This window comes from Alkaliphilus crotonatoxidans (assembly GCF_054658015.1).
In genome coordinates this window covers 146,603-170,045 of the sequence record NZ_BAAHXS010000004.1, presented here as the reverse complement: position 1 = coordinate 170,045, position 23,443 = coordinate 146,603, and the positions used below count along the sequence as shown (strand labels likewise).

The window sequence follows — 23,443 nt, the reverse complement described above, 5'->3', positions numbered from 1 at the left end:
GGAGAATCGAAATGGATACAATCACAAGGGGCTTCAGTGAGCCCACAAAACGTATAGAAAAGCTAAAGGATCAAATTCTTCAAGCCGTTCCCCGTATTGAAACAGAAAGAGCATTGATTATTACAAGGTCCTATCAGGAAACCGAGGGAATGCCTGCAATTATGAGAAGGGCCAAGGCCTTGGAAAAACTATTAAATGAGCTTCCTGTCATCATTAGAGAGGATGAGCTGATTGTGGGAAGCCTGACAAAGGAGCCCAGGTCGTCCCAAGCTTTTCCTGAGTTTTCAAATAAATGGCTTAAGGATGAATTCAACAGAATTGGAAAACGGGACGGAGACGCCTTTCAAATATCTGAAGAGGCAAAAAAGGAGCTGGAGGAGGTCTTTGCCTATTGGGACGGAAGGACCACCAATGAGCTGGCTACCTCCTATATGCCCCAGGAAACCATAGACTGTATGACAGCAAACGTATTCACCGTTGGCAATTACTATTTCAATGGAGTAGGGCATATCTCCGTAGATTATGGAAAGGTACTGAAGAAGGGCTTCAAGGGAATTATCTATGAAGCTGCCGAAGCAATGGCCAGGGCCGATCAGAGTGATCCGGAGTATATTAAAAAGGAGCAATTTTTAAAGGCCGTAATCATCGTATGTAATGCAGCCATAACCTTTGCCCAGCGATATGCTGAAGAGGCCAGAAAAATTGCAGGCTTTGCCGTAGGCCAGGAAAGAAGAAACGAGCTGTTGAAAATTGCTGAAGTCTGTGAGCAGGTGCCGGCCAATGGTGCCCGTAGCTTCTATGAGGCTTGTCAATCCTTCTGGTTTGTTCACGCCATTATCAACATTGAATCCAATGGTCACTCCATTTCACCTGCCCGCTTTGACCAATATATGTACCCTTATCTTGCCATAGACAAGGAAATCAGCCAGGAAAAAGCCCAGGAGCTGGTGGATTGTATCTGGGTAAAGCTAAATGACATCAACAAGGTTCGAGATGAGGTTTCCACAAAGGCCTTCGGGGGATATCCCATGTTCCAAAACCTGATTGTAGGGGGACAGACCGCCGATGGTAAGGATGCCACCAACCGACTTTCCTATATGGCCATAGAGGCCACTGCCCATGTAAGGCTATCACAGCCCTCCTTTTCCATCCGGGTTTGGGATAAATCTCCCGACGAGTTTCTGATAAAGGCCTGTGAGCTAAGCAGAATGGGGCTGGGAATGCCAGCTTATTATAATGATGAAGTGATAATCCCGGCTCTAATCAATCGTGGGTTAACCATTCAGGATGCTCGGGAATATGGCATTATCGGCTGTGTTGAGCCTCAACGACCAGGAAAAACCGAAGGGTGGCACGATTCCGCCTTCTTTAACCTGGCCAAGGTCTTGGAAATCACCTTGAACAACGGAATGTGTGATGGAAAGCAATTGGGCCCCAAATCAGGCGAGTTTACTACCTTCCAATCCATAGAAGAAATTGTAGCGGCCTACCGAAAGCAAATGGAATACTTTGTGTATCATCTTGTGAAGGCTGATAACTGTGTTGACCTGGCCCATGCCGAAAGGGCACCCCTACCCTTTTTATCCTGCATGGTAGACGACTGTATCAGCCGGGGAAAATCCCTTCAAGAGGGGGGAGCCCATTATAACTTTACCGGGCCCCAAGGAGTAGGGGTCGCCAATGTGGGCGATTCCTTTATGGCCATACAAAAACTGGTCTTTGAAGAAGAAAAGCTGACCCTGACCCAATTAAAGCAGGCCCTTGATACCAACTTCCATCAGGGGGTAGCTCAGCCACAGGCAGAGGAAGCAGACCCCACCTATCAAATGGTGCTGGCAGCAGTTAAAAAGGTATTGGGAGAAAGCGGTGCCATTGCCACCGATATGGATGCCCTGAAAAAAGCCGTTAATGTAAATCTTGGGCAATCCACTGGAAAGGCTATCGGGGAAGCAGGTGACATACAGCAGCTTTTGATCCACGGCGCACCTAAGTTTGGTAATGATATTGATGAAGTAGACATGTTGGCCCGGGAGGGAGCCCTCATCTATTGTCAAGAGGTTGAGAAATATACGAATCCAAGGGGCGGAAGATTCCAGGCGGGTCTGTACCCTGCTTCCATCAACGTGCTGATGGGTACCCATGTAGGGGCCACCCCCGATGGCAGAAGTGGCGGTCAACCCCTGGCCGACGGTGTTTCACCCGTCAGAGGGGCCGACAGCAGTGGCCCTACGGCAGCCACCAATTCCGTTGCCAAGCTGGATCATTTTATTGCCTCCAACGGTACCTTGTTAAATCAAAAGTTCCACCCTTCGGCAGTACAGGGGGAAAATGGTCTGTCTAACCTGGCCGCCCTGGTTCGAAGCTATTTTGATCAAAAGGGAATGCATATCCAGTTTAATGTCATTGATAAAAATACCCTGATCAAGGCCCAACAAAATCCGGAACGCTATCGGGATCTGGTGATCCGGGTGGCGGGCTATAGTGCCCAATTCATCTCTCTGGATAAGGCAATACAGGATGACATTATCAAAAGAACAGAGCACATGTTTTAGACACTATTATGTCAGATGGGAGCCCTCCCATCTGACATTGATTTAAGAAAGAGGTGGAAAAATGCAAGGGTCAATTAACGATCATCAGCAGGGTATCGTATTTAATATACAAAAATTCTCTGTCCATGATGGGCCAGGCATCCGTACCATTGTGTTCCTAAAGGGGTGCCCCCTTTCCTGCCAATGGTGCAGCAACCCCGAATCTCAATCAACGACACCTGCGGTGATGTTTTATGAAAAGAACTGTGTAAGCTGCGGCAGGTGTGTTAATGCCTGCCCAAAGCAGGCTATTGATCCTGCCCTGAAGGGAATCATTAACCGGGAACGATGCAATGATTGCGGCCTGTGTGTTGAGGCCTGCCATTATAAAGCCCTGGTGATGTCAGGCAGTGCCATGACGGTACGGGAGGTAGTGACAGAGCTGAAGAAGGATACCATTCATTATCGAAGATCAGGGGGCGGTATCACTATTTCTGGAGGAGAGCCATTTTTGCAATCTGAATTCCTGCTGGAGCTTCTTAGGGCCTGTAAGAATCAAGGGTGGCATACTGCCATCGAAACAACAGGCCTGGCAACAGAAAAACAACTGGAAGATATCATCCCCTATATAGATTTGGTGTTGCTAGATATTAAACATATTGTACCAGAAAGGCACGAAGATCAAACGGGGGTATCCAGCCTGCCCCTATTGAAAAATGCAATCAAAATTGGAGAGCTGGCAAGGGAGGTAGCTGTGCGTATTCCCGTAATCCCCGACTTCAATGGCGATGAAGATAGCATCAGCCAAATTGCACGGTTTATCAGACATATAAAAAGCGTCAGCCGAGTCCATTTACTGCCCTATCACAGACTAGGCGACAGTAAATACGATGCCTTGGGAAAGAAAAACCCTATGGAGCTTGGCCATAAGGCCCCCACTCCAGAAGAGTTGGCCCATTACCAAAGCATCATAGAAGCCCAGGGCTTTCAATGTGTTATAGGTGGATAATCGAAGGGAGGAATAGACATGACATTACTTTCAATGGGGCTGCTGGAAACCGTAGGCCTGACAGCCGGCATCGAAGCAGCTGATGCCATGGTTAAGGCCGCCAATGTCAGACTAATCGGCTTTGAAAATACCAAGGGAAACGGATTAATCACTGTTAAGGTGGAAGGAGACGTAGGGGCAGTTCAATCGGCTGTAGAGGCAGGTGCCTTGGCGGCGGCCAAAGTAGGGAAGGTATATTCCAAACTGGTTATTCCCAGGCCCTCCCCTGAAATAGAAATCCTTAAAAAATCAGATTGGGCCTCTTCTTCCCATGAAATGAAGCCAAAGGCCTTGGCTGAATCCCCCCAGGCAGCAAAGGAGAATCACAATGTTTCCCCCAATCACCAAGAAGATCAGGAGACACTAAGCATCGATAGTAACCAGGAGCAGGAGCCGACCTGCAATCTTTGCCATGACAGTCGATGCGGCAGAAAAAAAGGAGAGCCCCGGTCATGGTGTATTCACGCTGAAGGGGAATAAGCGAAATAAGCCTTAACTGTCAATTCTTTAAAAGGTGTGATAATACATGGATATAGATATTAAAAAAATAGAAAAATGGGTCTATGAAATTATAGAAAAAATGAATCTTTCGACCCATCAGGTACCGGTGGGGGTATCCAACAGACACATTCACCTGAGCCAGGGGGATTGTAAGGTGCTGTTTGGAGCCAACCATACCTTAACCCCCCTTAAGGCCCTGAAGCAGCCAGGGCAATATGCCGCTGAGGAAACCGTAGACCTGCTGGGCCCCAAGGGAACGATCCATCGGGTGAGGGTATTAGGGCCCCTTCGTAAGCAAACCCAGGTGGAAATTTCTAAAACCGACGGCTTTCTTTTGGGAGTCAATGCCCCCATCAGGGAATCTGGTGATTTAAAGGAGAGCCCCGGGGTAATCATCAAGGGGCCAAAGGGGCAGGTGGAAATTAAAGAAGGGCTGATTGTAGCCCTTCGCCACATCCATATGCCAGAGGATTATGCCAGGTTAAATCAATATACCGATGGAGAAATGGTATCGGTGGACTTTCAAAATACCGAAAGGCCTACCACGTTTCATGGGGTTAAAATCAGGGTTTCGCCTGTCTTTTCCCTAGAAATGCATGTCGATACCGATGAGGCCAATGGAGCAGGGCTGAAAAACGGCTCCATCGGAACCATCGTCAGGCAGGATCAAAATCAATCCAAATAGATAGTTTTTGGAGGTGTGTCAATGGATATTGAAGCCCTGGTAAAACGGGTTATCGAAGCGTTAAGGGAGCAAGAGGCCAGAAAGCATCAATTATTGATCTTAGTCAATGAAAATAACGAAGGCCTTGATACTATCCTGAAGCTAATCCCCCAATTAAAGAAACAGGGGACAGAAATTAAATTTTTAGTTAGTCCCCATCTCCATACCCAGTGGCATCAAATTGCACCGGGGGAAGAGGCCCATTGTCAGCCTATAGATCAAGACAGAAGGGCCCTCGTTGATGGGGCCTCCCTGATCATTGGGGCTGCCCTTGAATTTAGTTCCCTGGCAAGGGTAAGCATGGGACTCCAGGAGACACCGATAGAAAGAGCCATGGCAGATACGTTCCTGTCAGGTAAGAAGCTGCTGCTGCCCATCGAAGGAATTTTGCCGTCCATAAGCGAAGGCACCAGTCAAGCCTATATGAAAATGATTTGCACCCATTTAAGAAGCATGGTTTCCTTCGGGGCAAGGCTTCTGTACTATCGTCAATTGCCCCATGCAGTAATGGAAGAGCTTAAAGCCCAGTCCGACATCCTCTACCTGGAAAAGCCCTTAGTGAAGGAAGCTGATATGGCCTGTGTCAAGCCTGGTGGAACCATTTCAATTGCCCCGGGCAGTACCCTGAGCCATGGGGCCAGGGAGGCTGCCAGAAGGGCAAAAATAAAAGTATATAAAAGGTTGGTGTAATAAATGTTCATTGGTAAGGTAGTGGGAACCATTGTGTCAACCAGTAAGGTTAACAGCCTTGTGGGAAAGAAAATACTGATTGTTCAGCCCCAAACCGCCCAGGGAAAGCCCTGTGGTCAGCCGGTTGTTTCCATAGATGCCATTGGTTCAGGCTTTGGTGAGAGGGTGCTGGTAACCACCGGCAGCGGAGCAAGGGAAGCCTTTAATGAGGCCCAGGCCATAGACAGTGCCATTGTAGCAATTATAGACAGTATCGAGATTGATTTGGAGGTTGAAGAGGATGACACAATATAAAGATGTAGAAGAAATTGTAAAGCAAATACTAAAAACAGCCTGCCCGGAAGTCAAGCCCCAGGGAAAGGAGCTTAAACAGCAGGCAGCAGAAGGCGTTTTTAATGATGTGAATAGTGCAATTGAGGCGGCAGCCCAGGCCCAAAGAGAGCTGAGGGGCTACAGTCTTACCCAAAGGAACCTAATGATTGCATCCATTAGAAGGGCATTGCTGCCCCAGGTAGAAAAGCTGGCGGCCATGGCGGTGGAAGAAACGGGCATGGGTCGATACGATCATAAAGTATTAAAAAATAAACTGGCCATCGAAAAAAGCCCGGGGGTAGAGGATTTAGCCACTGAGGTCAGCACCGGTGACGGAGGAATGACCCTCTATGAAAGGGCCCCCTATGGTGTCATTGGCTCCATTACTCCCTCCACCAACCCCACAGAGACCATTATTTGTAACGCCATCGGTATGATTGCCGCAGGCAATAGCGTGATGTTTTCTCCCCATCCTGGCGCTAAAGGGGTTTCCAGCTTCACGGTTCAGGTTATTAATCGGGCCATTCAAGAGGCCGGTGGGCCCGCCAACCTGGTGACTACCATTGCTGAACCAAGTCTTGAAGCCACCGATGATATGCTAAGACATCCTAAAATCAGACTCATCTGTGCCACAGGGGGACCAGCCATTGTTGAAAAGGCCCTTTCCTCCGGCAAAAAGGCCATAGGAGCCGGAGCAGGGAATCCTCCCGCTGTGGTGGATGAAACAGCAGACATTCATCAGGCAGCCCGGGATATTGTTGATGGCTGCAGCTTTGATAATAATCTTCCCTGTATTGCAGAAAAAGAGGTTATTGCAGTGAATTCCATTGCAGACAGGCTAAAGGAGGCCATGACAGCCTATCTGGCCTATGAAATCACAGATAGAGGGCTGTTAAAGAGGCTTGAACAACTGGTCTTGAACGAAAAGGGAACCATAAATAAAAATTACGTGGGTAAGGATGCTGCCCATATTATGGAATGTCTGGGAGTCAATATTGGTGACAATCGGGTAATCCTGGTTGAGGTTGAGCAGGGCCATCCCTTTGTACAGGAGGAACTCATGATGCCAATTTTACCCCTGGTCAGGGCCCAAAATGTAGAAGAGGCCATTGAAATCGCCGTACAGGTAGAGCACGGTAACCGTCATACCGCCATAATGCATTCAAAAAATGTAGATCATCTGACCAAGATGGCCAGAGCCTTGGAAACAACTATCTTTGTAAAAAATGGCCCCTCCTATGCCGGCATTGGCTACGGAGCAGAGGGACATTGTACCTTTACCATTGCAGGTCCCACGGGGGAAGGTCTGACCTCGGCCAAAACCTTTACTAGAATTAGGCGGTGCGTTATGCATCAGGGTCTTTCAATTAAGTAGATTGGAGTGGAGAACATGGAAAATCAACTGTTTACCCTTATTCAAGGGGCAGGAATCGTCGGAGCAGGCGGTGCTGGGTTTCCGACCCATGTTAAGGTAAAGGCAGAGGCTGAGTATGTAATTGTCAATGGTGCTGAGTGCGAACCCCTGTTACGGGTGGATCAGCAGCTGATGGCCTGCCATGGGGCTGAGGTCCTATCAGGCCTTCGGGCTGTTGTCGGGGCTGTTAAGGCCAAAAAGGGAATCATTGCCTTGAAGAAAAAATATACGGAGGCCATAGAAGCCTTAAAGACTGCCATTAATGCGGAGGACAACATTGAGCTTTTCCTTCTTGATGACTTTTATCCAGCCGGTGATGAACAGGTCACAGTTTACGAGGTATTAAAGCGTATTGTACCGGAGGGAGGAATTCCCCTCCAGGTCAATACTATTGTTATCAATGTAGAAACCCTGCTGAATATCCATGGGGCCCTGGAAGGCAGGGCCGTTACCCATAAATATGTCACGGTAACCGGAGCGGTGAGAAAGCCCGTTACCCTTAAGCTGCCCATTGGCATTACCTATGAAGAGGCAATTCAATTGGCAGGGGGCCCTCTGGTGGAAGGTTATCGTGTTATTGACGGCGGGCCCATGATGGGAAGGATACTAGATGATATTCAAGGGCCTATTACAAAGACCACAAAGGGAATCATCATTCTGCCCCAGGATCACCCCTTAATCATTGCCAAGAAAAAAAGTCTCGAAGTGGTGCTGAAGCAGGCCAGGGCTGCCTGCTGCCATTGCTCCCTGTGTACTGAAATATGTCCCAGAAATTTACTGGGTCATGGCATTCGCCCCGACAGACTTATGCGAATAGCCAGCTATGGCAGTATGTGTGAAGCAGGATCAGCTACTGAGGCTTTTTTATGCTGTGAATGCGGCCTTTGTGAGCAGGCCTGTGTAATGGGGCTGCAGCCCTGGAAGCTGAATGGCTACCTGAAAAGCAAGCTGTCTGATTCAGGAATCAAAAATCCAAATAAAAAGGCTCCGGACGATGTAAACGAATTTAGATCCTATCGTAAGTTTCCAGTGAAAAAGCTAATCGCCCGATTGGGGCTGACAGGCTATCAGAAGGGGGCCCCCTTGGAAGAAATCAATGGTAATCACTTTGAAAGGGTTGCCATTAAATTAAAGCAGCATATTGGGGCGGCAGCCGAGGCCGTAGTACTTCCAGGGGACCTTGTCAAGGCTGGTCAGGTGATTGCCTTGATAAAGGAAGGTCAGCTGGGTTCAACCATTCATGCCAGCATTGATGGCAGGGTAGAAGCAATTGATGAAGGAATGGTTATCATCAATAAGATTTAAAAAGGATCTTCGGCAAGGAGGTGACATAAATGAAAAAATCCATTGGATTAATAGAGTTTAAAAGCATTGCCAAGGGCATTGAGGCCACCGATGCCATGCTAAAGGCGGCCAATATAGCCTTAACCCTGGCCACCCCCATTTGTCCTGGTAAATATATTACCATTGTCAGTGGTGATGTAGGAGCCGTAAACAATGCCATCGAGGTGGGAAGGCTAGCCGGGGCAGGCTTTACGATCGATGATGAGGTCATTGCCAATATCAGTGAAGAGGTTTTTGAAGCGTTGACAGGCACCATAGAAATTGAAAAAATTACTTCCATTGGGATTATTGAAACCATATCTGCCATCACTTCAATGATAGCAGGTGATGTGGCGGTTAAGGCGGCCAACGTACGGCTTTTGGAAATCCGACTGGCCAGGGGCTTGGGAGGCAAGGCCTTTGTGATCTTTACTGGTGAGGTGGCCGCTGTCAAACAGGCCATTGATGCCTGCGAAATATCACTAAGGGAGACCGGCAGCATGATCAGCGGTGTGACCATTCCATCACCGAGCCCTGACCTGCTATCAAAGCTGGTATAGCAGTCAGCCAATGGCAGGGGGAAGCCATAAAAGAAAAGGTCTTGAAAAAGCCTTAAAGCTATGCTATAATTAATTGAATTTTAGGAATGGAGGGTTGTCTTAAAATGGCAAGTTATATTAGATTCCGATTTACAACTTTGTGCCAGTAATTAAATAGCTCAAAGGCTCTGCCTGGGGGTAGAGTAATCGGGATTGGTCTGCCTATTTTTAAGGAAACCCTATAGGAATGAAAATAGTATGTGAAAAATAAGGACGGATAAATCTGTCCTTTTTTGTTTTTGTTTTACCTTAAAATAGATTATATCAATGATGTAGAGATACAATTTTTTATTTTGTATTTCTATATTTTGTCGACCATGCGACTACGCTGTTAAAGCTAGAGTTATCCTTAACCAAGGATAATCTAGAATTAATTGCGATGGATACTAGGAAACGTCCTTGCACAGGTGCAAAGGGTTTTTATGTCTTTGTTCATGTCGTCCTCCAATTACTTTACCCTTCAGAAGCAGTGCTTCATTAGAAAGGGTGGATGAATATGAAAAGACAAAATAACCAACAGGTAAATGTTAGAAGACAAGATAAAAATCATAGAAGGGTTCGTAAAAGCAAAGCCGGGCCGAATTTTTCAGGACAGCATCTGTTGCATCATAAAGGAACAATTGAGAGAATCATAGACCTGGCTCAGCTTGAGCCCCAGGATACAGTGGTGGAAATTGGACCAGGCAGGGGGGCCCTGACAAAGCACTTAATAGAGAAGGCCGACAGGGTAATCGCTATTGAATATGATCAGAATTTTGTTAATTATCTTCAGGAAAAATTTAAATTAGTCAATAATCTTCATATTATTGAAAGGGATTTTTTAGAGGCCCATTTACCTCAAAAGCCCTTTCGGGTGGTTGCCAATATTCCCTATTCCATTACTACCCCGATTTTGCAAAAACTCCTTACCGGCTTCAATGCCCTTCAAGGGGCGGTACTGATGATGGAAAAGGGAGCAGCCAGGCGCTTTACTGCCAATGCCATAAAAACACCAAAGGTATTGTATTGGAGAATGCAATATCAATTTACACTGGCCTTTGAGGTGCCTGCCGATTATTTTTCACCACCCCCTCGGGTGGCTTCGGCAGTCGTAAAGATAGAACCCAGAGAAAGACCCTATCTTTCTATTGGTCAGCAGCGACAGTTTATGGCACTGGCGGCCTATGCCTTAAAAAGGCCAGAAATGCCCTTAAATGATGTCTTGAAAGGTGTTTTTACACCTGCCCAAATTAGTCATCTGACAAGGGACATGGCAATCTCATCCCATCAGTCTATCTGTACCTTAAAGGAGCATCAGTGGAATATTTTATTTAACAGTATGCTAAAACACGTTGTGCCCCATCGTTGGCCAAGGTAAAGGAGCAAATAGCCTTGAACTAATTAATATGATTATAATAGATGTATAGGAATGTTGGTCAAACCACCATCAATATGATTCTGAAAAAGCTGTAAGAAAGTAGCGATACCTTCTTACAGCTTTTAATATGAAGTATGATTAAAATAATTGCCAATTTATTATTTGAAAAGGATAGGAAAAAGGATAATAGACAACAAAAAGTGAAGAATTTCACTTAAATTTGTTTTTTATAAAGTATACGGTTCATAATATACTTTGTCAATAATTTGATAATGATTACTAGAGTGAAAAGCCTGAGCCCTTAATACCAGGGAGGGATAAAGATGGTTAATGGGCTCCAGCAAAATATAATCTCTAACCCTTCGATATTTTCTGCAAATAAGCTCACCACTAATTTCAAAGATACCAATTTCTCCATGTTCTACGGTATCTTTTTTTCGAATAAAAAGGATTGTTCCCATGGGAATAATCGGCACCATACTATTATCCCTGATAATCAGGGCGAAATCCGCAGGGGGACTGCCATGGGTGAGGGGGATTAAATTGTTACTAAAAATCTTTGTTTTAGAAGGTTCATCTTGTGAATTTTTTTCAAGGATAAAAGAAGTATTTTTTATTCCTTTATATTTCTTTAATTTATATCCTTTAGCTTGTTCCTTTATTTTATTAAAATATTGCGAAGCTTTAAATTTTGCATACTCAAGAATCTCGCTGATTTGTTCCATAGGCAGGGCTTCCAGGGTATTAACTAATTCAGCATAATCGTTTAAATTAAAACCCTTTTTATTTAATTCATTATTGATTGGAAAGGTTGAAGGGATTTTCACATGATCTTGATTAGGGCTACTTTCTTTTTTTAAAAATGGAATCTTACCTTCAGGCTTCGCACTTGATTTCATCCTATTCGGATCATCATTGACAAATTCTCTTCCCAATAGAAGCCAATCCGTTGAAACATTAAAGAAATTAGCAATGGCAATTATCGTATCTATACTGGGTCTACGCTCATTTCTCTCATATCTGCTTAAATTATCAATTTTTAACTGATTCATAAGCTGTCTTTGGGTTAAATTGTGCTTGTTTCGTAAATAGGCTATTCTTTCGCCTAAGGTTTCCATGGATAGCATCTTGGTCCTCCTGAAGTCATATTGACATCTTTATTTTTTAACAACAGATTTTAACATATTATTTCAATTATTGACACAATGTCAAAATGACATTACAATAAAACTAAACGGTGAATATATACACTTAAAATTTATCAGAATAGGTTACAAAAAACAATGAATTTTTAAATAGGTAGGCCTAATTGTGTATTGAGCACAAAATGTTTTTTCAAGTAATTAAGTTCTACTTACTGCATTAAGGATTGCTGCATTAATACTGATACTGAAAAAGTACACTTTTTTAACCCCGGTCAAATAATAGCGGGCTATAAAATTGAAGGGTTTGCTGAAGCTTTTTAACCTATGTTAACTAGTGCTCGTTTTAGATGGTCTATAGTAGCGTATAGGTTAGTAAAGGAGGAATGTAATGAAGGCAATCAAGCATAATAAACGAAAGTTAACGGAATTTGGTGTATGGGTAAAAAAAAGATTGATTGAGCTTAATATGGATCAAAAACAGTTGGCGGCTTTATTAGGAGTCAGTGAAAGCTACTTGACAGATGTTTTAAGGGGTAGTAAAAAGGGCCTTAAATACATTGGCAAAATTAATAAGGTTCTGGCCATTACAAAAAAGGAAACAGGGTAGGTAGAAGGGATTTCGTATAACATTAGAAAAGATGAAATAGTTGTAACCTTACGATAGATAAATTTATATTACCGAATACCAACCAGAATCTAGCTGCAGGGTTATTCCCTGAGATAGCGAAGTGAAAAAAAGTTAAATTAAGGAGATTAGGATGGAGAAGAATGATATAGCCTATGGAATTACCTTTAGAAAATTAATTGAACTTTTCCCCAATGCCCTATATGTAATCAAAGATGATGTAATTATTGACTGCAACCAAGCTTCCCTCAGACTCCTGGGGTACGATAATAGGGCTGAACTAATCGGGCGATCTCCTTATGAGCTTTCTCCACCACTGCAACGGGATGGACAACCCTCTAAAATAAAGGGAGATACACTGCTTGACCAGGTGAGGTCAGGGGAGGAACTGCAATTTTACTGGACATATCGAAGAAAAAACGGTGAATCCTTTATGGCCCGTGTTATGTTACATAATATTAAAGGTTTTCTTTATGCAGTGGTGATTGATATAGATGAAGAATTTAAGGAATTTGAAACGATCATAGAAAAAAATCAATATGGCTATGGCTTAGTCTTTAAGCAGCATAAAAGACTGCTTGAATTATTTAAAAAGGCCTTCAATAACAACTCTGAAGGGGTGATCATTTTAAACCTCGAAGGAAAAACTGAATGGATCAATAATGCTTTTCAGGGGATCACAGGGTATGAATTAGAGGATTTAAAAGGAAAAGTACCCTATTTAATACAATCAGAAGGTCAGGGGGATACCTCTTATCAAGAAATGTGGAATCAATTAGCAAGCGTAGGCAAGTGGAGTGGAGAGATTTGGAGTAAAAACAAAAGCGGAGAGCTTCGTCAGGCTTGGCTTAGTATGAATGCCATAGACGAAAATTTAAAGAATAATTCACATTTCATAGGTATCCTCAAGGATCTTTCTGAGAAAAAAATGATTGATAATAAAGTAAAAAATCTCGTTCAAAAAGATATCTTAACAGGTCTAAATAATCGCAGCTATTTTATTGAAAAGCTGGATGAATTGATTGAAAAGAATAAAGCAGAACAGGTACCCTTTGCCATTTTATGCATAGATTTAAACAATTTCAAGGAAATTAATGATTCCCTGGGTCACCATATGGGTGATCTGGTATTGAAGGAATTTGCCGGGCGATTAAGTAAGTTAATGAGAAGTGATTTTATATTGGCAAGGTATAGTGGTGACGAGTTTTTGATTTTATTAAACGGTATCAAGGAAATAAAAGAGGTAGAAGAATTTTCAAAAAAGGTTATTTCCGAGATCAAAAAGTCCTTTAAAATTGAAAAGACCATTCTATATCTATCTGCCAATATCGGTATCAGTATGTACCCTAAGGACGGTACTGATTCTGACAGTCTAATTCGTTGTGCTGACATTGCTATGTTTAATGCCAAAGAAGTAAAAAAACACAGTATATGTTTTTATAATAAGACTATGTCAAAGGAAGTTGAGGATAAGTTTTTGATTGCAAATTATTTGAATCAAGCCATCGAAGAGGGGGAATATTCCCTGCTGTACCAGCCAATATTTGATTTGAATAATCATCAAATTTTGGGGGCAGAGGCATTATTAAGGTGGGAAAATAAAGATTTGGGCATGGTTCCCCCAGACAAGTTTATACCCATTGCAGAAAATACCGGGCAAATATGGCGCATTGGAGAATGGGTCATGGAAACTGTACTGGCCCAGCTTAAAAGCTGGCTAGACAGTGGGTATCGATTAATACCCATTGCCATTAATATATCTGTTAAGCAGCTGGAACAAGAGGACTTTCATGGCGTGTTAAAGGATAAATTAATGAGAAACAAAATTCCTGTCAAATATCTGGAGCTTGAAATAACCGAAAGTGTTTCAACAGGAAATTTAGAGGTCATCATGAATAACCTGGCTGAGCTAACCAGGGTTGGCTTTAAAATATCCATGGATGACTTTGGTACAGGCTATTCCTCCCTGGGCCATATTAACCTCTTTCAACTGGATAAAATTAAAATAGACAAGGTATTTATCCACGATTTAAAAAGATCCTCTAAGCAAAGAGAAATTATCAAGGCCATCATTACCATGGCAAAAAGTCTGGAAATGAAGGTGGTGGCAGAAGGAATAGAAACTAGAGAGCAATATGAAATATTGTCGGAAATAGGCTGTGATTTGGGGCAGGGTTATTTTCTCAGTAAACCCATTAAAAAGGCAGTATTTGAGCAATTTTTAAAAGCTAATGGGAAAGCTAAAGGAATTTTATCAAGTAAAAGATTGGCGAAGGGTGACATTAATTGTATAATAAAAGGGAGAGAAGTAAGGAGTGATTAACCCATGGCAATTTTAAAAAACGACTGGGGTCCCCTTTTGGATACTGCCTTTCGTTCATCAAGTTATCTTAAACTGAGGCAATTTTTAATACAGGAGTATAAGACAAATACCATCTACCCCGATAAATATGCGATCTTTAATGCCCTCCATACCACTCCCTATGAAGCTGTTAAAGCAGTTATTTTAGGGCAGGACCCATACCATGGTCCCGGGCAGGCCCATGGTTTGAGCTTTTCTGTAATGCCGGGTATAAAACCGCCCCCCTCCCTGCAAAATATTTATAAGGAATTAGCGGATGATTTAGGTTGTTCCATACCTAATCATGGTTATCTAATAAAATGGGCAGGGGAAGGGGTTTTAATGCTTAATACGGTATTAACTGTCAGAAGGGGGCAGCCCAATTCCCACCAGGGCATGGGATGGGAAAACTTTACCGATGAAATTATTGGACTTCTCAATAAAAGAGAGAGACCTATTGTCTTTATATTATGGGGAAAAAATGCCCATGATAAAGAGCTATTGATCACCAATAAGAACCATCATATCATCAAATCACCTCATCCCAGTCCATTTTCGGCCCATCGTGGTTTTTTTGGAAGCAGGCCCTTTTCCAGAACCAATCAATTTTTAAAGGAAATAGGCTCAAAGGAAATCGACTGGCAGTTACCTGATTTATAATTAATATATTTGCAGCCACCTACATAGAGGAATGGGCTGCATTTTTAATTCCATGAAAAAAGTAATTGGAAGAATAAAAAAACAGATTGAGGGAAGAATTAACAACTAAAAATAGTTTTTTAAGCTATAATAAAAGTATAAACAAAAAAGAAGGAGGAACAGCCTTGATAAGTAAAAATTATTCCTTTAAGGAAGAACTGGCCAATAGCATTACCCATGGAATCGGGATACTGTTTGGGGTGGCGGCTCTGGTGGTATTATTGATTATTGCGATACAAAAGCGAAGTCCCATGGCCATTACAGCCTTTAGCATTTATGGCTTCTGCTCCATTGCCCTGTATACCTCGTCAACCCTGTACCATAGCTTTCAAAATCAAAAAATCAAAAGGATTTTAAGGGTATTTGATCATGCTTCAATATACCTTTTCATTGCTGGTACCTATACTCCCATTGCACTGCTGGCCTTAACCGGTTATTGGCGGGTAGGTATTTTAGTTGCTGTATGGACCATTGCCGTGCTGGGGATTCTGTTTAAAATCATAACTTATAATCAGTTTGATAAGCATAAAATCTTTTCCCTTGCGCTATATATTTTAATGGGTTGGTTGGTCATAATTGCCGTTAAGCCAATGATCGCCGTGACACCAAAGGGCTTCTTTGCCTGGCTATTGGCAGGGGGGCTGGTTTATACAATCGGTACAATTTTCTATGCCATCAAAAAAATACCCTTTAACCATGCCATTTGGCATCTGTTTGTCCTGACCGGCAGTGCATTTCACTTTGTTGGCATCTTAAAATATCTTGCTCTGGCTTAGACTGAAGCTAAAAAAGGCCTGGATAGCAGATCTGTCCGGGCCTTAAATTATTGTTTAAATAATATCAAAAAATGCAAATAGTGTCATATTGACTTTGTTGACCCATTCGGTTATCATATTATAGTTAACATGTTAATTTTACGGGGAGGGAAGCTTTGTGAGGGAAATGAAATTAGGCTGCTTGTTGAACAAAGCATCTCACCTGATGAAGTGGAAAATTAACGAAGGACTAAAAAGCTATCAGCTGACCTCAGCCCAATGGGCTGTGTTGATGGATTTGTTTATGCAAGAAAAGAAACAAAATTCTATTGAAAATAATGCACCTGCGTTAATTGCAGAAAGACTTCAGGTAGAGCGCCCGGCCATTACAAGAATTATTGACCGTTTAATTGAAGAGGGCTGGGTCAACCGATTAAAGCACCCAAGCGATCGACGTTCCCAGCTCATTTCCTTAACTCCTAGGGCAAAAGAGGCCATTCCAGAAATAGAGCAGGTTATTAAAGGGATTACCCGCCATACCATGGCGGGCTTTTCTGAAGAAGAAATTATTGAGCTGGAGCAGTTTATTACCAAAATCATTAACAATTTAGACAGTAATAGGCCCACAGCAGATTAGTACCCTATGACAGTTAAAACCTGTATTTAATTGAAACGGGGTACTAGATACCAGTTGTTTTAACAAGAGACAGAAGGAGAGATTACTATGGATCATTCAAAAAACCTCGGAGAGGAAAGGGTACTTACATTACTGATTAAATTTTCAGTTCCAGCTATTATTGGTATGCTGGTAAATGCATTATATAATGTGGTAGACCGAATATTTATAGGAAATGGAGTAGGTACTTTGGGGATTGCCGGAATTACAATTGGTTTTCCCATTATGATATTTATATTAGCTTGTACAATGCTGATTGGCGTAGGTGGCAATTCCTTAGTTTCCATTAGATTGGGCCAACAGCGGAAAAAAGATGCAGAATTAATTATGGGTAATTCACTGGTACTGTTAATAGGTATTTCCATTATCATTACCGTGGCGGGCCTAATTTTTATTGAGCCATTATTGAGGCTTTTTGGGGCTAGTCAGGATGTATTACCCTATGCTAAAGAATACCTTCAAATTATTTTATTAGGAACCGTATTTCAATCCATTGGCTTTGGTATGAATAACTTTATTCGTTCAGAGGGAAACCCCAAGGTAGCAATGCTGACCATGCTAATTGGAGCCATTATGAATACATTGCTAGACCCAATTTTTATTTATTTATTCAAGTGGGGAATAAGAGGAGCGGCTTTGGCTACCGTCATTTCCCAAACCCTTTCTGCAGCCTGGGTAATGTACCATTTCCTAGGAGGAAAGAGCATATTAAAAATTCATGCCAAAACCCTAAGGCTTCACTGGCCCAGCGTTCAAAAGATTCTTTCCCTGGGAGCAGCTCCCTTTGCAATGCAATTGGCGGCCAGCGTACTAAATTTGATATTAAATAAAAGTCTGACCACCTATGGAGGAGACCTTGCCATATCGGCAATGGGAGTAGTATCAAGTATTTCCACCTTGATTCTAATGCCTATCTTTGGAATTAATCAAGGAGTACAGCCGATTATTGGCTATAATTATGGTGCTAAGAAATTTGACCGGGTGAAGGAGGCCCTCAAGCTGGGCATATTGGCTGCAACGGTCATTGTATGTGTTGGCTTTGTTGGAATTAGGCTATATCCTGAAAAATTTGTGTCATTATTTAACCGGCATGATCAAGAACTGATTGCCTTTGGTACGAAGGCCTTAAAAACCTTTATGCTGCTCTTACCTATTATAGGTTTTCAGGTTATTTCGGCCAACTATTTCCAAGCCATTGGAAAACCAAAGCAGGCAGCCTTTTTAAGTCTTTCAAGACAGGTACTTGTATTAATACCAGCCATATTAATCCTTCCCAGATTTTTCGGAGTGGATGGTATATTGATGTCAGGTCCCGTGGCCGACGGTGTTGCCTCTGTTATTACCGGCATATGGATTATAATGGAGCTGAAGAACCTTGACAAGCAGCATCAGGAAACAAAAGGAGCCAAGGAGCTTAAGGAGGGCTACAGCACTCCATAATAGATGAAGCTGAAGAAACTCAAAAGTTGATTTCTTCAGCTTTTTTGTTTGAAAATAAACGACAAAATAATATGATTTTCGACAAATATATGGTATCCTTTCCAATGTAATGCTATAATGAATCAACTGTATTTTTATTAATTGCATTCCTTTACTAGCGTGTAAAGAACAATTGGAGGTAGAAATGAAGGATAGCAAGATACAATTGACCCGGATGCCTGACAAAATACCTGATCATTTAAAGAAAAAATATATTGATATTAAAACAGTAATGGTCGGCATGATTCATTTTGGCCCAGTGGGGTTATTGTTGATTCAATTCAGAGGTATTCAGCTTAGCCGGGGGATACTTTTTTTTATGATTGCAGCTTTGAGTTTGATAATATATTTATGCTTAAGAAAAATTAAAGGGTTATTGGAAAAAATAAAGGAAAGCAATCATAGAATAAAGATACTTAATGAAGCCTTCAAGAGAACGGAGGAAGCCCTGATGGATAGAATTAGTGAGCTGGAGCAGGCTAAATCTCACCAAGTCAGGCTAGAGACCTATTTAAAAAAGGAACAGCTACTCTCTAAGCAAATTATGAATAATTCAAATATACTCATCTGTGTTTGGAATACAAAAGGGCAAATTATAAAAATGAATGGATATATGGAAACCCTGACGGGCTATTCTCTGGAGGATTTTATAGGTAAAAATCCACTGAAGGTATTGATTCCCCGGTCCCATCAGGAAAAGGCCAGAATGGTTTTTCAAACCCTGCTTCATGGAAAATCAATGGAAAATTATGAGGGGCAAGTTCAGTGTAAGGACGGCAGATTGTTAGATATTCTTTGGAATAATAGCATCCTCCATCAGGAGGATCATTTAGTGGTTGTGATCTCCACAGGAACCGATATGACGCAGTATAGGCAGGCTCAGGAAAAAATTTACCAAATGGCCTATTACGACCCATTAACCGGGCTTCCCAATCGTATGTTACTGGAAGCAGCCTTTAAGGAGCATAGTAAGGCCCTGGGCAATCTGGCACTATTATACTTTGACTTAGATAATTTTAAAGTAGTTAATGATACCCTGGGGCATGTCTACGGCGATGCGCTTTTAAAAGACATTACCGCTGCGCTGCTTCAGTTGAAGGGAGAAAATGATTTGCTGGCTAGGCTGGGGGGCGATGAGTTTGCATTGCTAATGAATCAATATGAAGATCCTGTGGTGCCGATAGAAAGGGCCCAGGCAGTGGTGGAAGCCCTTGAGAAAAACTGGGTGGTGGGTTCACAGGAATTTTACATATCAGGAAGCATCGGAATTGCCCTTTATCCGGAACATGGTACCACCTACCAGATGCTTTTGAAAAATGCCGATACGGCCATGTATGTTGCTAAAGGCAAGGGTAAAAACTGCTATGAATTATTCGAAAGAACCATGGCAGACAAAATTGTTGAATCAATGGAAATAGAAAAAAGCCTGCGATATGGCATTAAGAATAAAGAATTTTTACTGTATTATCAGCCCCAATACGATTTAAAGACAGAAGAAATTACCGGGATGGAGGCCCTAATCCGCTGGAATCACCCATTTAAAGGAATGATATCCCCTTATTATTTTATCTCTGCGGCAGAAAGAACCGGATTAATTCGTCAAATTGGGCGGTGGGTAATTTACGAGGCCTGCAGCCAGAGTAAACAGTGGAGGCTTAGGGGCCTTACTCCAGCCAAAATATCTATCAATCTTTCGGCAATTCAAATGAAGGATAAAAATTTTATTGAAGACATAAAGAGTATATTGGAGGAAACCGGCGCTGAGCCAAAGGATATTGAATTTGAAATTACCGAGCATGCTGCGATAGAAAACTTTGAAAAGATTATATTATTATTGCACCAGCTGCGGGAGATGAACTTCAAAATTGCCCTGGATGACTTTGGAACAGGCTATTCCTCTTTAAATTACTTAAAACTGCTGCCCATTGACTATATAAAAATTGATCGTTCCTTTGTGGAAAACGTAACGGCCAATCTTAAGGAGCAGGCCATTACTAAATCATTGATTAAGCTGGCCCAGGAAATGAATTTAAAGATTATCGCTGAAGGAATTGAGACCGAAGAACAGCGGCAATTTTTAAGAAACATAGATTGCAACGGGGGACAGGGTTATTTATTTGGAAGGCCGGTACCAGCCAAGGAAATGGAGCTGAAATTACGCCCTACGACTCAAAAAATTAACGAATTTAAATAAAAAGTTAATTATTTCCACATGTCTGCATAGTATATACTATTAACTACTGTGTTGATGGGAGGGTATTTATGAATATCATACAGAATCCTGTACAAATTGTTACCCAAAAATTATTGTCCTCTGATCCAAACCTGGTTGTGCATTACCCCGTGGTGGTGGGAATGATTAATACAGTTGCACAGCAACGAATCAATCATCGCATATTGACCCTGGTCAATAAGTTAATTATAGAGCAGGGCTACTATCAAAGCCCCAACACCTCGATTCAAGGCTGGTACGAAATCAAGAACAACCAACGGGGAATACTAAGTTTAAGTATTTCAAACTATGCGTATCCTTATCACGCAGCCCACGGGTTAACAATCATTAAGTCTTTAACCTTCAACATTAATACTGGCAAAACCTACGAGTTAAAGGACCTTTTCAAGGCCGATAGTAACTACGTAAAGGTATTATCAGACATTGTGGCGGCACAAATAAAGGCTAGAGAAATTCCCTTGCTGGATGAATTTAAAGGAATTTCACCAGAGCAGGATTATTACATTGCCGATAAAAGCCTTGTGATCTATTTTCAATTGTATGAGATTACCCCCTATGCCTATGGCTTTCCCTTCTTCCCCATTTCAGCCTACGAAATTCAGGGAATATTAAGGGAAAACGGACCATTGGATAAAATGATAATGAATTAGAAACAGGTTAAAAAGTTTAAATAGAGGCTCCCGTTTGGGGGTCATTTTTTTTATGTTTCCACAAGCTATCAGTTAGAAGGTATTTGGAGGAAAGAATCTTATCTATAAACATTTTCCATAAAATACTTGTAAATTATTCTGCCACGTTGTAATATAATAGGAATATTATGTTCATGGGTAATACAATTTAGGGGAGACCGTGAATAATAAACATCAAAGGGGGAATCAGGATGAGAAAAAGAAAAACATCCTTAGTGTTAGGAATAGGGCTGCTGCTTATAGTCATCTACGTATTGCAGCCAATCTTTGGATCAAAATAAATTAGATAACAGCAGAAATCGAAGGGCTTGACCCCTTGGTCAATATCTGATATGGTTATATTAACCATATTTTTATAATCTAGAGAAGTTCCTACTAATTAAAGAGGCTTTCTATATATAGATATCAACAAGGTCGTCCTATAAAGCTTCCAAAGATGACTGGTAATCAATGCAAGAGAAGGATAATCCGGGGGAGGAATAAATTTGTACGATACCTTTAATAAGTTAACACCCCAGCGAAAAAATGAAATTATTCAGATATGCATTGAAGAATTTGCTGCAAAGGGCTATCGAGGAGCCTCAACAAATCATATTACTCAACGGGCAGGGATATCGAAGGGAATTCTATTTCATTACTTTGGTTCAAAAAAAAACCTATATCTCTATGTAGTCAATCATATTGCCACTCATTTTATTCAAATGCTGGAAGAAAATATAAAGAGGGTGGATCAAGAGGATTTTTTTGAAAGGATCAAGGAAATTATTTTGATCAAGCTAAAAACCTTTCTACCCTACCCTATTGAATATCGTCTGTTAATGAAGGCCTTTTCCGAGCCTCCCGGTGAATTGAAGAAGGAAATGCAGGAGATGTATTTTCGTGTTTACCGCTCCTTGAATGTTCTCAATACTGCCTTTTATTCACGCCATATGGATCCTTCAAAGCTGAGAAGTAATATTAATATAGAGCATGCGGTGGAGCTAATCAATATTATTTTTGACCAGCTTTTTCAAAAGTATTTAAAACGATATCGCGGCAAGCAAGGAATTTTGGAAGACAGTCAGCAGCTCATTCAGGATTTAGACTCCTATATAGAGGTGCTTAAATATGGAATATATTCAAGGGGGGAAGGCTATTGAAGACAGTCTTAACGGATTGTACCGGTGTGGCTGTTATTAGCGGCCAAAAGGTACTATTGGGCCTTCGGGCCGATGGGCAGGGCTGGGGACTGGCTGGAGGAAAGCGAGAGGCTAATGAAACCATGGAGGAATGTGCCCAAAGGGAGCTTTTTGAGGAATTTGGCTTAAGGGCAAGACATCTTACACGATTGGGCACCGTCGAGGCACCTGTTCGTATCAAAGGAAAGCCTGCCCTGGTAGGGCCTTCGATCTATAGCTGTGAGAGCTTTATAGGAGAAGTAAGGATTGAACCGAGGGAAATAATTGAATTTGGTTGGTTCACCATTGATGAAGCCCTTCTCTTAAGCCCTATATTCCCACCGAGTCGAGAGGGGCTAAAGCTACTGCTAGAAAAACTGCCCCATCTCAATAAACAATAAGGCCAGGTCTGGCAATCCAATGCCAGGCATGGCCTTTTAAATTTTAATCCTTGGTAGAGGATACTTTTGTTCCTTGAGGCAATCCCCAGCGGGTAATCAGGAAAGAAAGCCCTATAAAGAAAACCGCTATGACCACACCAACCATATCAATCAATACATCGATCCGACTGCCGTGTCGGCCAGGAACAAAGGTTTGACGATATTCATCAATCACCGCCAGAAGGCTTGCACCAGCGGCAGCCAGAAGTACTGCTCGATAAGAGCGATTGACATATTGATGAAGCAGTAAAAAAAGAGAAACAGTGACCATGAAAAAAATAAATACATGGGCCAGCTTTCTTAAAATAAATTCAATAATAACCGGGTTGGCCCTGGCATAGCGATAAAAGTCCTGGCTGATGGTTTCCAGGGGTCTTAATTCATTGGTATGCATAGGCAGTCTTTGGGCAATCCATTGGGACAGACGGGTAATTGATAAATCATAGCTCCTTAATAAATGATTAATCTGTCTGACCAAGGGAAGCACCCGAAGCCCGGGAATAGACGAAAGAAAAAAGAGTAAGCCCACCACTAATATAATAATCATCCAAGCATGTTTCTTCTTCATTGGCTCATGTCCTTCCTAGTGTGCAGAATAAGTTTCTATTTCCTATTATACCCTTACGTAAAAAAATTAGTAAATGAGGACATGTTTTTTTATACCAAGATAGCTGATGGTGGCGGGCCATGGTAAAATAAAAGGGT

Annotated in this window: 21 protein-coding genes and 1 pseudogene; 20 read left to right on the top strand and 2 right to left on the bottom strand. The window is 42.0% G+C overall.

Translation table 11 applies throughout. The features are described 5' to 3' along the window. Positions 1-11: 11 nt before the first annotated feature. The 10 genes and pseudogenes from ACYQ1I_RS03210 to erm all read left to right on the top strand — a co-directional run bounded on the left by ACYQ1I_RS03210 (position 12) and on the right by erm (position 10,499). A complete protein-coding gene (locus tag ACYQ1I_RS03210; protein WP_459762405.1) occupies positions 12-2,552 on the top strand; it encodes a glycyl radical protein in 2,541 nt (846 codons plus the stop codon). A gap of 61 nt (positions 2,553-2,613) precedes the next feature. Then, positions 2,614-3,540 carry a glycyl-radical enzyme activating protein gene (locus ACYQ1I_RS03205; RefSeq protein ID WP_459762403.1) on the top strand — a complete coding sequence of 309 codons (927 nt, stop codon included), beginning with the start codon at positions 2,614-2,616 and terminating at the stop codon, positions 3,538-3,540. Positions 3,541-3,558: 18 nt separating this feature from the next. Beyond that, positions 3,559-3,822: pseudogene (locus tag ACYQ1I_RS03200) on the top strand (BMC domain-containing protein); the annotation flags it as partial. Positions 3,823-4,105: 283 nt separating this feature from the next. Beyond that, positions 4,106-4,765 (top strand): phosphate propanoyltransferase, encoded by a 660-nt coding sequence (pduL, locus tag ACYQ1I_RS03195; RefSeq protein ID WP_459762401.1) that lies wholly within the window; start codon positions 4,106-4,108, stop codon positions 4,763-4,765. Between the two features lie 21 nt (positions 4,766-4,786). Next, positions 4,787-5,494, top strand: a complete 708-nt coding sequence (locus ACYQ1I_RS03190; RefSeq protein WP_459762399.1) for a hypothetical protein — start codon at positions 4,787-4,789, stop codon at positions 5,492-5,494. Positions 5,495-5,497: 3 nt separating this feature from the next. Next, positions 5,498-5,788 (top strand): EutN/CcmL family microcompartment protein, encoded by a 291-nt coding sequence (locus ACYQ1I_RS03185; protein WP_459762397.1) that lies wholly within the window; start codon positions 5,498-5,500, stop codon positions 5,786-5,788. Further along, positions 5,775-7,181, top strand: coding sequence for an aldehyde dehydrogenase family protein (locus ACYQ1I_RS03180; protein ID WP_459762395.1), 1,407 nt, complete (start codon positions 5,775-5,777; stop codon positions 7,179-7,181). Before ACYQ1I_RS03185 ends, ACYQ1I_RS03180 begins: the two co-directional genes overlap by 14 nt. 15 nt (positions 7,182-7,196) lie before the next feature. Continuing rightward, a complete protein-coding gene (locus tag ACYQ1I_RS03175) occupies positions 7,197-8,525 on the top strand; it encodes an SLBB domain-containing protein (protein ID WP_459762393.1) in 1,329 nt (442 codons plus the stop codon). Between the two features lie 29 nt (positions 8,526-8,554). Next, positions 8,555-9,103 carry a BMC domain-containing protein gene (locus ACYQ1I_RS03170; RefSeq protein WP_459762391.1) on the top strand — a complete coding sequence of 183 codons (549 nt, stop codon included), beginning with the start codon at positions 8,555-8,557 and terminating at the stop codon, positions 9,101-9,103. 535 nt (positions 9,104-9,638) lie between these two features. Continuing rightward, positions 9,639-10,499 (top strand): 23S ribosomal RNA methyltransferase Erm, encoded by an 861-nt coding sequence (gene erm, locus ACYQ1I_RS03165; RefSeq protein ID WP_459762389.1) that lies wholly within the window; start codon positions 9,639-9,641, stop codon positions 10,497-10,499. A 227-nt stretch (positions 10,500-10,726) separates the two neighbouring features. On the opposite strand, the gene ACYQ1I_RS03160 is transcribed toward erm, so the two are convergent. Then, positions 10,727-11,626, bottom strand: coding sequence for a helix-turn-helix domain-containing protein (locus ACYQ1I_RS03160; protein WP_459762387.1), 900 nt, complete (start codon positions 11,624-11,626; stop codon positions 10,727-10,729). 406 nt (positions 11,627-12,032) lie between these two features. On the opposite strand from ACYQ1I_RS03160, the gene ACYQ1I_RS03155 reads away from it, so the two are divergent. The 10 genes from ACYQ1I_RS03155 to ACYQ1I_RS03110 all read left to right on the top strand — a co-directional run bounded on the left by ACYQ1I_RS03155 (position 12,033) and on the right by ACYQ1I_RS03110 (position 22,699). Continuing rightward, positions 12,033-12,251: a helix-turn-helix domain-containing protein gene (locus ACYQ1I_RS03155; RefSeq protein ID WP_459762385.1), complete on the top strand. Its 219-nt coding sequence runs from the start codon at positions 12,033-12,035 to the stop codon at positions 12,249-12,251. A gap of 151 nt (positions 12,252-12,402) precedes the next feature. Beyond that, positions 12,403-14,592, top strand: coding sequence for a sensor domain-containing protein (locus ACYQ1I_RS03150; RefSeq protein ID WP_459762383.1), 2,190 nt, complete (start codon positions 12,403-12,405; stop codon positions 14,590-14,592). 3 nt (positions 14,593-14,595) lie between these two features. Continuing rightward, complete coding sequence (locus ACYQ1I_RS03145; protein WP_459762381.1) at positions 14,596-15,270, top strand: uracil-DNA glycosylase; 675 nt, start codon at positions 14,596-14,598, stop codon at positions 15,268-15,270. Positions 15,271-15,434: 164 nt separating this feature from the next. Beyond that, positions 15,435-16,085 (top strand): PAQR family membrane homeostasis protein TrhA, encoded by a 651-nt coding sequence (gene trhA / locus ACYQ1I_RS03140; RefSeq protein WP_459762379.1) that lies wholly within the window; start codon positions 15,435-15,437, stop codon positions 16,083-16,085. Positions 16,086-16,251: 166 nt separating this feature from the next. Further along, entirely contained in the window at positions 16,252-16,701 is a 450-nt protein-coding gene (locus ACYQ1I_RS03135) for a MarR family winged helix-turn-helix transcriptional regulator (RefSeq protein ID WP_459765286.1), read from the top strand. Positions 16,702-16,788: 87 nt separating this feature from the next. Then, positions 16,789-18,180, top strand: a complete 1,392-nt coding sequence (locus ACYQ1I_RS03130; protein ID WP_459762377.1) for an MATE family efflux transporter — start codon at positions 16,789-16,791, stop codon at positions 18,178-18,180. A 184-nt stretch (positions 18,181-18,364) separates the two neighbouring features. After that, positions 18,365-20,413, top strand: a complete 2,049-nt coding sequence (locus tag ACYQ1I_RS03125) for a putative bifunctional diguanylate cyclase/phosphodiesterase (RefSeq protein WP_459762375.1) — start codon at positions 18,365-18,367, stop codon at positions 20,411-20,413. Positions 20,414-20,481: 68 nt separating this feature from the next. Beyond that, the gene (locus tag ACYQ1I_RS03120) at positions 20,482-21,102 is read left to right on the top strand and encodes a DUF3298 and DUF4163 domain-containing protein (protein WP_459762373.1); all 621 of its coding nucleotides are present in this window, start codon (positions 20,482-20,484) and stop codon (positions 21,100-21,102) included. Between the two features lie 524 nt (positions 21,103-21,626). Next, on the top strand, positions 21,627-22,280 hold the full coding sequence (locus ACYQ1I_RS03115; protein ID WP_459762371.1) for a TetR/AcrR family transcriptional regulator: 654 nt from the start codon (positions 21,627-21,629) through the stop codon (positions 22,278-22,280). Then, the gene (locus tag ACYQ1I_RS03110) at positions 22,277-22,699 is read left to right on the top strand and encodes an NUDIX hydrolase (protein WP_459762369.1); all 423 of its coding nucleotides are present in this window, start codon (positions 22,277-22,279) and stop codon (positions 22,697-22,699) included. The genes ACYQ1I_RS03115 and ACYQ1I_RS03110 overlap by 4 nt, the downstream gene beginning before the upstream one ends. A gap of 43 nt (positions 22,700-22,742) precedes the next feature. Here the strand turns inward: ACYQ1I_RS03110 and ACYQ1I_RS03105 are convergent, their stop codons facing one another. Further along, a complete protein-coding gene (locus tag ACYQ1I_RS03105) occupies positions 22,743-23,306 on the bottom strand; it encodes a VanZ family protein (RefSeq protein WP_459762367.1) in 564 nt (187 codons plus the stop codon). Positions 23,307-23,443: the final 137 nt, after the last annotated feature.